This window comes from Shewanella sp. 433, from assembly GCF_059338565.1.
In genome coordinates, this window is the sequence record NZ_CM181703.1 from 1,286,110 (window position 1) to 1,299,804 (window position 13,695).

At 47.7% G+C, this 13,695-nt stretch carries 10 protein-coding genes; 3 read left to right on the plus strand and 7 right to left on the minus strand.

Annotation, left to right across the window (positions count from 1 at the left end; translation table 11 throughout):
- Positions 1-77: 77 nt before the first annotated feature.
- Positions 78-575 carry a VF530 family protein gene (locus tag AC5YB1_RS05795; protein ID WP_494521086.1) on the plus strand — a complete coding sequence of 166 codons (498 nt, stop codon included), beginning with the start codon at positions 78-80 and terminating at the stop codon, positions 573-575.
- Between the two features lie 86 nt (positions 576-661).
- On the opposite strand, the gene AC5YB1_RS05800 is transcribed toward AC5YB1_RS05795, so the two are convergent.
- From AC5YB1_RS05800 to putP, 5 genes are all read right to left on the minus strand, one after another.
- On the minus strand, positions 662-1,552 hold the full coding sequence (locus AC5YB1_RS05800; protein WP_494521087.1) for a dienelactone hydrolase family protein: 891 nt from the start codon (positions 1,550-1,552) through the stop codon (positions 662-664).
- Between the two features lie 489 nt (positions 1,553-2,041).
- Complete coding sequence (gene proC, locus AC5YB1_RS05805) at positions 2,042-3,019, minus strand: pyrroline-5-carboxylate reductase (protein ID WP_494521088.1); 978 nt, start codon at positions 3,017-3,019, stop codon at positions 2,042-2,044.
- Positions 2,997-4,244, minus strand: a complete 1,248-nt coding sequence (locus AC5YB1_RS05810; protein WP_494521089.1) for a glutamate-5-semialdehyde dehydrogenase — start codon at positions 4,242-4,244, stop codon at positions 2,997-2,999. The genes proC and AC5YB1_RS05810 overlap by 23 nt, the downstream gene beginning before the upstream one ends.
- Positions 4,245-4,246: 2 nt before the next feature.
- The gene (gene proB / locus AC5YB1_RS05815) at positions 4,247-5,344 is read right to left on the minus strand and encodes a glutamate 5-kinase (protein ID WP_494521090.1); all 1,098 of its coding nucleotides are present in this window, start codon (positions 5,342-5,344) and stop codon (positions 4,247-4,249) included.
- Positions 5,345-5,358: 14 nt separating this feature from the next.
- A complete protein-coding gene (putP, locus tag AC5YB1_RS05820; protein WP_494521091.1) occupies positions 5,359-6,855 on the minus strand; it encodes a sodium/proline symporter PutP in 1,497 nt (498 codons plus the stop codon).
- A 672-nt stretch (positions 6,856-7,527) separates the two neighbouring features.
- Here putP and AC5YB1_RS05825 point away from each other — a divergent pair.
- Both AC5YB1_RS05825 and AC5YB1_RS05830 read left to right on the plus strand, forming a co-directional pair.
- Complete coding sequence (locus tag AC5YB1_RS05825; protein ID WP_494521092.1) at positions 7,528-8,787, plus strand: hypothetical protein; 1,260 nt, start codon at positions 7,528-7,530, stop codon at positions 8,785-8,787.
- A 136-nt stretch (positions 8,788-8,923) separates the two neighbouring features.
- Positions 8,924-9,808: a mechanosensitive ion channel family protein gene (locus AC5YB1_RS05830; RefSeq protein ID WP_494521093.1), complete on the plus strand. Its 885-nt coding sequence runs from the start codon at positions 8,924-8,926 to the stop codon at positions 9,806-9,808.
- Between the two features lie 1,484 nt (positions 9,809-11,292).
- On the opposite strand, the gene mgtE is transcribed toward AC5YB1_RS05830, so the two are convergent.
- Both mgtE and ppiC read right to left on the minus strand, forming a co-directional pair.
- A complete protein-coding gene (gene mgtE, locus AC5YB1_RS05835) occupies positions 11,293-12,648 on the minus strand; it encodes a magnesium transporter (protein WP_494521094.1) in 1,356 nt (451 codons plus the stop codon).
- A gap of 578 nt (positions 12,649-13,226) precedes the next feature.
- Entirely contained in the window at positions 13,227-13,505 is a 279-nt protein-coding gene (gene ppiC, locus AC5YB1_RS05840; RefSeq protein WP_494521095.1) for a peptidylprolyl isomerase PpiC, read from the minus strand.
- Positions 13,506-13,695: the final 190 nt, after the last annotated feature.

Consider the following 13,695-nt stretch of genomic DNA (forward strand, 5'->3'; position numbering starts at 1 on the left):
CCCTAATTCACTGCTGCTTGAGCACAAGCTTGGCAGCAAATACTGTAGACACCGCAATGGCGGTCGTTGGAAATTCCATGATTGAACAGCAGCAAAACAACCCATTACATGGCCTAGGTTTAGAAACCATGGTCACTGAACTCGTCGATTTTTATGATTGGAAAATTTTATACGCGGCGTTGCGCTTAGAATGTTTTAATACCAATCCTAATATGGCGGCTTGCCTTAAGTTTTTGAAAAAAACTGAGTGGGCCAGAGAGCGGGTTGAAAGCTTTTACCTGTATCGTTTTAAGCGCATGCCTAAAGGTGATGCAGCGCAATTTGAACTCAAGCCTAGAGAGCGTGGCTTTGCCTATGGCATTGTGCCTCGTAAGCCACAAGAGTTAACGATTGAGTTAATTGAGGAAATGCGCGTTAAAGCCACTGCCGATTATGAGGCGATGAAGCAAAATAAGACGCGGCCTCAATACGGTAAAGATAAACCACGCGCTCAAGATGCCTATGCACAAAATAAGCGTTCGGGTCATAATCGCCCAGCGCCATCACAAGATCCCAATAATCCTTGGGGGAAGTGATTGCTATTGTGGCGATAAACAAAGGCGAATGGCTTACCATTCGCCTTTTTTGATCTTATAAGCATCGTTTTTAGTAAAGGTGCTCTTTAGCTGAGATGCTGTTTAAAAAAGCTTAAGGTGCGACTCCATGCCAGTTCGGCATTTTGTTCATCGTAACGCTGAGTCGAGTCATTATGGAAGCCGTGCTGGGTATTGGGGTAAGTAAACATCTGATAGTTGGCGTTAATACGCTTTAAATCTTGCTCATACTCAGGCCAAGTTTGATTAACCCTGTCATCGTGTTCTGCCAGTTGGATAAGTAAGGGCGCCTTGATATTACTGCGCAGCTCAGGTGTGGCAGGGGTGCCATAAAAGGGCACTCCGGCGGCCAATAATTGACTGTCCACCGCCGCTAAATAATTGACCATATAGCCACCAAAACAGAAGCCCACCGCACCGAGTTGACTATTGCTTAATGGATGAGATTTTAAGAAGCGCGCTGCAGCGACAAAATCATGCTGAATCTTATCCTTAGCTAATGTGCTTTGCATGGTTCTACCTTCATCGTCGTTACCCGGGTAACCCCCAAGGGGAAATAGTGCATCGGGGGCAAAGGCCACAAAGCCTGCTTTGGCTAAGCGCCGCGCAACATCTTTAACATAGGGGTTAAGGCCTCGGTTTTCGTGCACCACTAATACCACGGACAGCGGCCCCTGTAGCTGCGTTGGCACCGCTAAATAGCCGCGGCCTTTGCCATGGCCGTTAGGTGAGTCAAACTCTTGGTAGCTGGCTTTAATGTCCGGGTCATTAAATGAGACCTGCTCTGCTAAGGCATAATTGGGTAATAATGCCGAGGTGAGCAAGGTCATTGAATAACCTACTGCAACGAGTGTGGCCAGTTTTTTCATAAAGGTGCGTCTATCAATCACGCCATGGGCGTATTCGTCGTACCAATCGAAAGCTTCTTGGGGGATATGATTAAGTGGTTGCTGAGCCATTATGCTTCCCTTCCTCTTTTGTTATTAGGCAATCCAGTTGATGCGATAAATAGTGGCTAACCATTACGTTTTCGAAATAATTCTAAGATCAGTGATTAAGCACGTTATCGACCTAGTGTCAGTTATTAAGATAGTTGCAGCTTAGGTGGCTTTCAAACCTAGTAGCATGATCAGCGTGGCTTAAGGATTTAAGGATTTAAGGATTTAGGACTTAGGACTTAGTGGTTTAGTCGCTGACATTCGGTTAATTGGGCCCGCTGAGGTCACGCCGCGAGAAAATAGATGTTATTAACCGTGTATAAACGGGCTGTGATAAAGGAAGCATTGAGTCCAGAGCACTGCTGTTTCACTGCGTAATAGAGTTGTTTAACAGCGAAATAGGGGCTTAGGTTGGTCGCCGCGTGATAGCAAAAGGGCATAAGCGTTAAGCACTTGTGCCCCGTCGATTATCTTGCCGCGATAAGATGAGCGGTGAGCCTTTCTCGGTGTTTACCCCAGAGAGAGCTCTTTAGCGCGATCGGCGGCAGAGTCCATCGCATTAGCGACTAATGCATCAAGCTCACCGTGCTGAAACGCCAGTATGGCTTGCTCTGTGGTGCCTTTTGGCGAGGTCACTTGGCGGCGCAGCGTGGCAAAATCGTATTGGCTGTCCATCGCCATAGCAATGGCGCCCATGGCACTTTGCAACACGGCTTTAGTGGCTGTCGCCTGAGGTAAGCCTTGGTTAATGGCGGCTTTTTCCATCGCTTCTAAAAACAGAAAAAAGTACGCTGGTGAACTGCCAGCGGTTGCCACTATGGTCGACATTTGGCTTTCCTCTTGCAGCCAAACGGTGTCACCAACGGCGCGCATCAGGTGGTCGGCGGTATCGAGATCGGCTTGCAAGCTAGGTTTAGGAGCGTATAGGCCGGTTAACCCTTTACCTATGGCGGTGGGCAAGTTTGGCATGGCGCAGATCACCCGTTGATGATCGTCAAGCTTAGCGCTAATGGTGTTTTGTTTCACGCCTGCGGCAATCGAAATGACGAGCTTATCGCCATTATGCTGTGCAATTACCGGGGCTAACTCTTCGCACACTAGCGGCACAATAAAGGGTTTAACCGCCAAGATAATCACGTCAGCGAATGCAGCAGCGGTACTGTTGTCTTGATGCACGCGCACATTAAACTGCTCCACCATTTCGCTGCGCGTAGCCTGAGTCGGTGCGCATACCAAGATGTGTTGACTGGAGTGACCATGCTTGAGTAGACCGGCAATGATGGCTTTGGCCATATTACCGCCACCGATGAAGGCAATACGCAATTGTGGGTCTAAGGGTGAGTCCTGATTAAAGATAACGGTCTCCTTGAGGTATGTTATTGATGTTTGTAGCTGGGATGTCGATGCGGTGATAGCGACTCGGCAATCTATCTTTAATTGATGAGCGATTGCCGAGTCGAAGGGGTTATGCGCGTATTTGTCCGTCACCGCTGACTAAATACTTTTCAGTGGTCAATGATTCAATGCCCATGGGGCCATAGGCATGCAGCTTGGTGGTGGCAATGCCTATCTCGGCACCCAAGCCGAGTTCGCCGCCGTCAGAGAAGCGAGAAGAGGCGTTAACCATAACCACAGAGGCATCGACTGTTCGCTGAAAACGGGCGGCTGTGAGCTCATTTTGGGTGCTGATCACCTCGGTGTGGTGGCTACCAAAACGTCTAATATGGTCGATAGCCTGCTCGAAGTCATTCACCTGGCGAATGGCGATTTCAAGATCTAAGTATTCTTGACCAAAATCTTGCTCATCTATCACTTGGCACGCGTCAAAGTGTGGGCTGGCATGTTCACAGGCATTAATGGTTACCTTATGTTCTGCTAAGGCTGAGGCCACTTTAGGTAAAAACTCGGCGGCAATCTCTTTGTGGACCAGTAGGCCTTCTAAGGCGTTGCACACCCCGGTGCGCTGGGTCTTACCGTTAAGCAGTAAGGCTAAGGCACTATCAAGGTCGGCATCTTTATCGACATACAGATGACAAACACCTTTAAAATGCTGAATGACAGGTATTTTACTGTTGTCGGTGACAAAGTTAATTAAGCCTTCGCCGCCCCGAGGGATAATGACATCGATATAATCGCGTTGTTGCATCAACTCTAACATCAGGGCGCGATCGGGGTCGGGCACCACGGTAATCAACGCAGGCGGCAAGCCATAATGAGTCAATACCGTTTGCATAATTGAGGCGATCACCTTACTGGTTTGCAGCGCCTCTTTACCGCCACGCAGTACAACGGCATTGCCCGATTTAAAACATAAGGCTCCGGCATCGGCAGTCACATTCGGACGCGCCTCATAGATCATGCAAACCACCCCGAGTGGCACGCGCATTTTACGGATATTTAAGCCATTGGGACGCTTGCCCATGTCGCGCTCAGCACCGATAGGGTCGGGCAGTGAGGCAATGGTTTCAATGCCTTCGGCCATGGCCTCCACCCGCTCTGGGTTGAGGCTTAATCTGTCTATCATAGCGGCGCCAAGTTTGTCGGCATCGGCGTTAGCCAGATCAATCATGTTGGCGCTGAGGATCTCATAACTGTGAGCACGAATGGCGCGTGCCATATCCAATAGCACAGTATTTTTTAATTGTTCATCGAGTACCGCAAGGGTTTGTGCAGCTAACGCGGCATCTTGAGATAAGGTTTTTATTAAGCTCATATTTACTCCAATATGGCGATATTTTTGTCGGAAATGATCGCGCCAGTTTTTTGCTGGACATCATTAGCAAACTCGCGATCTTCTTGTTCCGCAATAAAGTTCAGTAGACAACTGCTGTAGTTGGATTTGGCTTTTGCCAGTTTAGTGCCATCGCCTTTGCGCACTAATACCGTATCCCCGACGGAAAAGTTACCTGTTACGGCAACTACATCGTCGCTGGTCAGCGGTGTATGGTGATCTAAGTCGCCATCGAAATCATTTTCGACGATCAGCTCACCTTGTGCTTGCGAGGTATGGGTCATCCAGTGCAGATGTTCCTGCATTGGGTGTTCAAACGGGGTAAACAGGGTCCCCGGATTTTGCCCTTTAAGCAGTTGGGTAAAGGTGTCGCCGTCAAAGCCATTGACTATCACAGTTTCGATGCCGTGAGAGATGGCTTTTTCAGCAGCCTCAATCTTAGTACGCATGCCACCTGTACCCACGTCACTGGTGGCTCCGCCCGCCATCGAATAGATATTGTCATTGATGTCGCTGACCTGTTTTATCAGCTTGGCATCATCATGGATGTTCGGGTTTTTGGTGTACAAGCCCTTTACATCGGAACAGATGATCAGCGCATCAGCGTCGGCTGCGGCGGCCACCATCGCCGAGAGGTTGTCGTTATCACCGACTTTTAACTTGTCGGTGGTCACGGCATCGTTCTCGTTGATGATTGGCAGCAAGCCATGCTCCAATAAACTGAAGATGGTGTTTTTAATACTGATGTAGCGCTCACGATGACGTAAATCACCATGAGTCACTAACAACTGCGCAGTGGGGAAATCGAATAACTTGTCCCACGTTGCCATCATGTCTGCTTGACCCGCAGCGGCCATCGCTTTTTTTACCGATACCGACGGCTTATCTATGCCATTAAATCGATGCCAGCCAGCGGCCACAGAGCCTGATGAAACCAATACCACTTCGCATCCGTTGGCGCGGCAGTTTGCAATAAACTGCGCGATACCCAATAGATAGTGGCTGCTGCAGCCTTGTTTGTGGGGTGCAATTAAGGCACTACCCACTTTAACGACAATGCGTTTCCAGTGTAAATCTGCCATGTTGCTTCCCCTAATTATCTTTCTTCTGCTAGTACGCGTCCGGCTTTATTGAACGTCTTGATCGTTTTGTGGCAAGGATCTTTAGAGAAGATACTGGTGATCCAGATAACTAAACTACTGACCACAAAGCCTGGGATCATTTCATACATGACGCTGGTTAAGGCTTCACCATCGGCCAGCACTGGCGCATAAATCCAAAACAATACGGTAGCGGCACCCGAAACGATACCGGCAATGGCTGCTTTGTAAGTTAAGCCCTGCTTGTGTAGGCTAAACAAGATCAGTGGACCAAAGGCTGCACCAAATCCTGCCCATGCGTTACTGACTAGCGACAAGATACTGTTAGAACGATCCATGGCCAATAAGCTGGCGACGATGGCGACACCAGCGACACCGAATCGACCCATTTTGACCATCTCTTCTTCGGTTGCTTCTTTTTTTGATGCCACACGATAAATATCTTCCGTGAGTGAACTCGATGACACCAACAGCTGCGATGAGATGGTACTCATGATCGCGGCTAGAATAGCGGCTAACAGGAAGCCACTGATCATTGGATGGAACAAGATCTCTGAAAAGACAATAAAGATGGTTTCGGGATCGGTAAGTTTTAACTGAAACTTGTTGGCATAGGCAATACCGATAAGGCCTGTCGCTAAGGCACCAATGATGGTAACTGTCATCCAGCTCATACCAATTCGCTTAGCGACTTTAATGTCTGATACCGAGCGAATCGCCATAAAGCGCACAATAATATGCGGTTGACCGAAGTAGCCCAAGCCCCAAGATAGGCTAGATATCAACCCAAGTAAGGTGACATTTTGCATCGCTTCACCAAAATGAGGGATCGATTCATAGGCAAAATTCATCATATTATCGGCAGTGGTGAACTCTTGGTAGGCCACAACAGGCACCAAAATCAATGCGACAAACATGATACACCCCTGAACAAAGTCAGTTAGACTGACGGCTAAAAAGCCCCCCAGCAGGGTATAAGAGACCACCACACCTAAGGTAATGATAAGGCCAAATTCATATTGAACATCAAAGGCCGACTCAAACAGTTTTCCGCCCGCCACTAAACCGGCTGAGGTATAGAGGGTAAAGAAGATCACGATAATGATGGCAGCAATAATACGAATATTACTGCTGGGATCATGAAATCGCTTGGCAAAAAACTCAGGGATGGTTAACGCATCGCCCGCCACTTCGGTGTAAACCCTAAGCTTAGGTGCAACAATTAAGTAGTTAACAAGCGCACCGAGTAAGAGTCCAAGTGCAATGTAAATAGTTTCAAAACCAACCAAAAACATCGCCCCTGGCAGACCCATCAACATCCAACCACTCATATCAGAGGCGCCCGCCGAAAGAGCGGTTACCTGAGGGCTGACTTTTCGGCCACCGAGAATGTAGCCCGAAACGTCACTGGTAGAGCGTTTATACGCGAATAACCCGATGCTGAGCATGGCAATAAAATAGATGGCCAGCGATACATAAGTGAGGTAATGCATGGATTATTGGCCTCCTAACGCTTTGTTATTATGAATCCCGTTAGGTTTCAACATGACAAAGAGATAGGTGCTTAAAATCGCTAACAAACACATCAACTCTACTCCCTCCTTTAGTCTCGTTTTTGTCTTCTGCCAAATGGTGGTTATGAGATTTTCTTCCGCTGCATTGTCTGACGACATTGTGCCCTCCTGAGCATAAATAGTGTGGTTAAGTAACACTAGCTGCACGCCAAGTAGTTAGAGTGCTAATAGTTAGTGGTCTAACTATCTTAACACTATTGAAGTTAAAGATTCCAGTTATGAGCTAATTTTTCAGCAGCTTGGACTTACTCAGAGGGTTTTACATTGTTTGAATGGTAATTAATTTGGGGGCTGATTTAGTGGCGGTGCTGTGTCGGTCGGTATGGTTGGTGCTTTTAGGGATAACTTATTTTTCGAGGGTTTAGCCAGCTCACGTTTTGCTAAGCCGTTGTTTGCTAAAATACCGCGTGACTTTATTGGGATGTTTTTTGTGTCACTTTTATGAGTTGTTTTTAATTAATGTTCTCGCCAAGCGGATTGGCGACTCGCCTCATTATCAGGCCCTTTTTAGTTGGCTGTACTTATAGTGGGTTTGGCAAGGTGATTAGCCATTCATCAAACGTTACAGCGCCGCCATAGTCAGAGGATATCATGCAGTTAGCTCCCATTGAGCGCGTGAAAAGCGCTTTTGTTGCAGGGATTTGGGCGACACTTGTCAGTATTGCGATTGGATTTGGATTTAAAATTTGGTTAGCGCAATGGGTGGTTAAAGCCGACTTGGCGTTATACCACACTGTGGTTGATATTATTTCGCTGTCGTTAATTTTGATGACAGGTTTTCGCGCCTCTATGGTGGTGAGCTACTCGCAAACCCAAAACGATAAAGATATCACTAACCTATTTAGATACAGCTTGATAGTGATGGTATTACTGACTTGGGGAGTGGTGCTGCCCTATATCAAACATAAGTTGCACATCGATGTGGCCTATTTTCATCTGGTGGGCATTATTTTGGGGATGGGCCTTAAGGTCTATTTTACCAATCAAATTGCCATGTACCGTATGTACAACATTTCAAATAAGGTCACCTGGTTAGACCCCTTAGGCCAGGTGGCGGCGTTTATGATCTGTTACTACCTACTGCGCCAGAGCGCCATCGCCTCGCTGTTTTACAGCCTGATGCTGTCATCGCTAGCGGTGGCAGGCTATATGTTTGTGAGGCGTCGCAAACTTATCGCCACCACACCGTTAGGGTCGGTAAGCATGACCCCCAGTTTGAAAAACTTTATGCAAAAAAGTTTTACCTCGGCGCTAGAGGCGGGCGCCAGCCTGTTTATGATCTACATTACTGTATTGCTCACCATCGGCCACTTTAGTGTCGATGAGTTAGGCGATTTTCAGGTGGTGGTTCGGCCTGTGATTGCCTATTTAACCTTATTGTTTGTATTTCCTATTTATCGATTTGTGTTACCCGAATTGGCGGTGTGTGTGCGCCAGCAGCAAGTTGAACAAGTGCGCCTGATCAAGCGTTGGGTGTATAAGGTGTCGATACTGGTCTCGCTGAGCTTTTTCCTATCGATGCTGCTATGTGGCCAATGGCTGGTCGATACGCTGTTTCCGGCATCCTATAGCAAGGCGGCCCCGGTGTTGATGCACTTTTCAATGTTCTTTATTTTTATGATGCTCAATGGCTATCAGCTGGCCTATATCAAGGCGCGGGGGTTGTTTTTACACAGTTTATTCATTCGAATAAGCGGCATATTAGCCTTGATTGGCAGCTACTACGGTTACACCCGTTTAACCGACAATGTGGTGGCGGTGATCCTCGCGCTGGGCAGCGGTTACCTCGTGATGTTTATCTTATCGACGGTGATTGAACATAAGGTGATTAAGCCGCTCACCGCAACATAAACTCACTGTGAGCGGCAAGAATATATTGGGCCAGCCACTCAGCTTATGGTTTCCGCTTTGTTAGCCTGATTTGAAACACCAGTTTCAAATCAGGCTGTTATACTCAAGTATTCATTACCATTACTTGGGGACACCGATGAGCTGGCAAAGTATTAACGAGTTACTCTCTTTTGTGTTATTTACCTATGATGGCTCACCCATTACCGTTTCGCAGGTACTACAGGTGCCATTGCTGCTGCTGTTAGCCTGGTTTGTGGTTACCCGTATTGGTAAATTGATCCGGCGATCATTATTATCACGTAAGGTGGCACCCGATGCGGTGCATCTGTTTTCGCGCATCTATTTGGTGTTGGCCATCGCGGTTATCTTAGTCACCAGTCTCGAGATCCTTAATATCCCCATCAAAGCCTTTGCCTTTGTCTCTGGCGCCGTCGCGATTGGTGTGGGCTTTGGCGCGCAAAATATCATTAATAACTTTATCAGCGGTTGGATTTTAATGTGGGAGCGGCCGATCCGTATCGGTGATTTTTTAGAGATAGGCGAAACCAAAGGAGTGGTAGAGAGCATCAATACCCGCTCAACGCTTATCCGCCGCAGCGACGGGGTGCATATGTTAGTGCCCAATAGCCACTTGCTGGAAAACACGGTCACCAATTGGACCTTAATCGACAACAACGCCCGCTCGACGGTGCGGGTCGGGGTCTCTTATGGCGTCGATGTGACGCTAGTGGCGCGCTTGATTAAGCAGGCACTCGATGAACGTGATGATATTTTAAAGTCTCCAGCGCCCATTGCCATATTTGAAGATTTTGGTGATAACGCGTTAATTTTTGATGGTATATTTTGGTTGTGTGCTAATTCTGAAGCGGAGATCCGTAAGATCCGCAGCGATATCCGCTTTCGCATTTATCAACTGTTTGACGAGCATGAGATTGTCATTGCCTACCCGCAGCGGGATATTCACCTCGATGGAGTCATTAGCTTGCAACGCTCGGCAGTTGTTGCACAGACTCATGAGTAGGTTTTGCGTGGTTATCTAAGCGACTCCCCACTAGGTTTCATTCTGGGTATTAAAAGCTAAATTATTTTTGGACAAAGTATCTTGGCCTTCGAATGAAGGTGTAGACATTTTTGACTGGTAGCATTTAGTCGAGTTAGTTTTTATGGATTGATGGTAGCGTTAACCTTCATGGCAACCAATTGCTTGCAGCATGCCTTTCGTGCAGGTATTTCGGTGGGGCGCTGCAAGTATATCCCTATAAGCTCGACGGTGGCATCTGATGTGAATGGATTCACAAATGCCGTAGTGACATGGATGTCAAAGAGCGGCCATGCCACCAACCCCCACCGCCATACCTACACCGACTTATCACTCTCTTCGATTTAGCCGTAATTGGCATCCACTGAACCGTTAAAAGCTAAATTGTTTTTGGACAAAATTATCATGGCCTTCGAATGAAGGTTGAGGCAAAACTAAGTTAGCTTTCTACTCGCCACTCACACCAAATGCAGTCAAATCGAAGAGGCGTTAGAGATAGGTGTAAGCGCGGTTTTGGCCCTTGGCGGCATGGATGCCGCCGTGGAGCGTATAGGGATATATTCACAGCGAGCCAAAAGAGCGCTTGCACATTCCCCGCCGGACAGGCGATTAATAACAGTGAAGGTTCGACCTTCAAACACTTTCAATAAATGAGAATGCTGCCTGCCGCTACTCAAGCAAATGTCATTGTTCTTCATGCCAAGGCCACCAAACTTTGGGGCAAAAGCTTCTTAGCCTTTAACTCACTAGTCGTATCAAATGAAGTCCAATCGAAGAAGCGTTAGAGATAGGTGTAAGCGCGGTTTTGGCCCTTGGCGGCATGGACGGCTCACAACGATATCCTTATCTAAAAGCCAGTTCGGCAATCCCTGCCTCTCGTTCGTTAGCACGAAGCGACGCTTCACTCACCGAGCCAAAAGAGCGCTTGCACATAAGCCTGCGGCAGGCAATTAACTGCCATTGAAGGTACGCCTTGAAGTACATCAAACCAACATTCACTAAATCAAATGTCATCGACCTTTATTTCAAAGACCAGCACACTTTGGGGCAGAACTAAGTGTGCTTTAACGCATTATGAGTCCCAAATGAAGCCAAATCGAAGAGAGAAAATGGCCCAGTGTAAGCGCGGTTTTGGCCCTTGGCGGCATGGACAAAAAATGTTCCTTACATTTTTTGGCATTCCCTCCATCCATGGAGGTCAGATACCGCCGTGGAGCGTCCATGGACGGCTCACAACGATACCCCTATCTAAAAGCCAGTTCGACAATCCCTGTCTCTCGTTCATAAGCACGAAGCTATGCTTCACTCACCGTGTCGCTGAAGTGTTTGCACATAAGCTCACCGCAGGTGATAGATTGCCATGAAGGTTGACCTTCAAACACCCGTTCCCAAAAAGACTCCGCCAATCATTACCCAAACAAAGTAAAAAAATGCCAAACCTTCATCCCAAGGTGAGGTGACATCACCTACAATATCACGATCGTCGCTAACCCGAGAAAGGCAAAGAAGCCAACCACATCGGTGACTGTGGTTAACACCACGCCGCCGGCGAGTGCGGGATCAACTCCCATTTTGCGTAGCACTGGCGGAATGGTTGTGCCCGCCAAGACACCAGCAAGCAAGACGATAATCATCGCCGAACCAAAGACGATACCCAACTGCCAATCGCCAAACCATTGAAAGGCGATAATGGCGACAATGGCTGCCCACAGCAGACCGTTTAATAGGCCAATACTAAACTCATGACCAATCAGTTTAAGCATGTTTTTGCTGTTCACCTGATTGAGTGCCAAGCCGCGAGTGACCATGGTAAGGGTTTGACTACCGGCAACCCCTCCCATGCTTGCGACTACGGGCATCAACACGGCGAGGGCGACAATTTTTTCAATTGACGCTTCAAATAGGCCGATGACCCAAGCGGCCAAAAAGGCGGTTAACAAATTGATGCCTAACCAGATAGCCCGTCGCGCTGAGCTTTGCAGCACTGGGGCGAACATATCGGGATGGTTATTTAAGCCCGCACGTGAAAATACCTCTTTATCGGCTTCCTCTTGGATAACATCAATGACGTCATCGACGGTAATACGGCCGATAAGCTTATGTTGCTCATCAACCACGGGAGCGGAAATAAGATCTTTATCTTTAAACACTTGCGCGACTGTGGTGTCTGGGGTGAATGGGGTAAAGCTGGTGACTTCGGTAAACATCACTTGTCGCACGCTAAGATCTAGTTCGTTAGAGACCAACTGACTTAGCGGCACAATACCGAGCAATATGTTGTTACGGTCAACCACCATTAAACTGTCGAGATGGTCGGGTAGGGTGCCTTCTCGCTGCCTTAAGCGGCGCAGGTATCGCAGGGCGGCTTTTATCGAAACATCGGCGCGCACGGCGGTGATGTCGACATCCATTAAACCGCCAGCGGTTTCGTCGGGATAGTGTTTGACTTGCTCATAACGTTCGCGGCGTTGTGAGTCCATGGCTTGTACCATGGCCGAGATCACTGTGATGGGTAAGTCGCTGTCGATATCGGCTAATTCATCCATCTGCATGACGCTGAGGCTGGCGATAAGCTCATCTTCATCGGTTTGTGAAATAAGCGGACGGCGTAGTTCAGGATGAAGCTCTAATAAGACTTTGCCGTAGAGTGCAGTGGGGACCATGGGCCACAAGATAAGACGTTCTTTCTGCGGCAAGGATTCAATCACGCGGGCCACTTCGGCGGCCGATGCGCTGGCTAAAAGGGTCTGTATTGTCTCATTATCATTTTGCGTCATAGCCTGATCGAGAGAGTTGATCAGATGATGAAATTTTTGCGTCATAGAGACCTGTTCCTGTGGGGGGTAAATGTCGCGCTAAAATCCAGTTTTCATTGCGAGGTCGGTAAAATTACTTTGCAACAGAGTTTAGTACCGTCGCCATTATGTGAGTCTAGTTGAAGGGTAACCTATAGCGTAATGGTTACCGTTTATCGTGTTGACCTAGATGGTGACCTATTTATGACTCGCACGTGAGTTGCCGCGCAGGACATAGCTGTGATGAAAGAGTGTCTCTGGCTAATGCTGAGTAAGGTAGTTAAGCTAATTATTTGAAATACCATACCCTATTGCTCGTTTTTATGCCAATCTAAGTTGAGGTTGTAAGGCCCAGCCACCTTGGCTTAGACGGTGATTTTTAGCGTGAATATCAGCAGAGGGAAATTACTGGCGTTAATATTGGATTAATGGGCGCGCCAGCGCCCATAGAGATGTCTGACAAACATGATTTACGGACAATTGACGCCACATTGATACTCGCCAGCGGGTTGAGATTGCCGAGCGAGGAAGTCTGCGTGACCAGAGATTAAGTACGGGAAAGCACCTTGGTAACGTGAGCATTGCCAGCAATTTGACTGGTTAATTTATGTCCTATATAGTACTTTCACTACATGCCAACCGAATTTGGTCTTCACCAGATGGGGCGTAATAAGCTCACCCGAGAAGCAGACTTTATCGAAGGGAGGCACCATTTGGCCTTGTTTAAACTCGCCTAAACTGCCGCCTTTCTTGCCCGACGGACATGTGGAGTGTTTCTTTGCCAGCAGATCAAACTTAGCGCCTTTAGCCAGTTGCTGCATGATCGCTTCGGCTTGCTCTTTGTGTTTGACTAAAATATGTAACGCTGCTGCGGTTCTTGCCATGATGTAAACTCATCTGTATTCAAAAGGATAACGCCAGCCATTGTGGCTTTTAAAATCAAATAGGCTGCGTTTTGTGGCGCAATTATAGCAATGACCGCCGTGATATTCATCGCCTTATATTGCTACGGTTGAATATCCTTGTGGTTAGGTTAGTCGTGGTCATGTTGCGGTGCTGTGTGGCGCGAGTGAA

Bases quoted from the DNA above. Each gene is read 5' to 3' on its own strand.
- AC5YB1_RS05795 (WP_494521086.1), top strand. From the start codon at position 78: ATGATTGAACAGCAGCAAAACAACCCATTACATGGCCTAGGTTTAGAA.
- AC5YB1_RS05800 (WP_494521087.1), bottom strand. From the start codon at position 1,552: ATGGCTCAGCAACCACTTAATCATATCCCCCAAGAAGCTTTCGATTGG.
- AC5YB1_RS05810 (WP_494521089.1), bottom strand. From the start codon at position 4,244: ATGAGCTTAATAAAAACCTTATCTCAAGATGCCGCGTTAGCTGCACAA.
- proB (WP_494521090.1), bottom strand. From the start codon at position 5,344: ATGGCAGATTTACACTGGAAACGCATTGTCGTTAAAGTGGGTAGTGCC.
- putP (WP_494521091.1), bottom strand. From the start codon at position 6,855: ATGCATTACCTCACTTATGTATCGCTGGCCATCTATTTTATTGCCATG.
- AC5YB1_RS05825 (WP_494521092.1), top strand. From the start codon at position 7,528: ATGCAGTTAGCTCCCATTGAGCGCGTGAAAAGCGCTTTTGTTGCAGGG.
- AC5YB1_RS05830 (WP_494521093.1), top strand. From the start codon at position 8,924: ATGAGCTGGCAAAGTATTAACGAGTTACTCTCTTTTGTGTTATTTACC.
- mgtE (WP_494521094.1), bottom strand. From the start codon at position 12,648: ATGACGCAAAAATTTCATCATCTGATCAACTCTCTCGATCAGGCTATG.
- ppiC (WP_494521095.1), bottom strand. From the start codon at position 13,505: ATGGCAAGAACCGCAGCAGCGTTACATATTTTAGTCAAACACAAAGAG.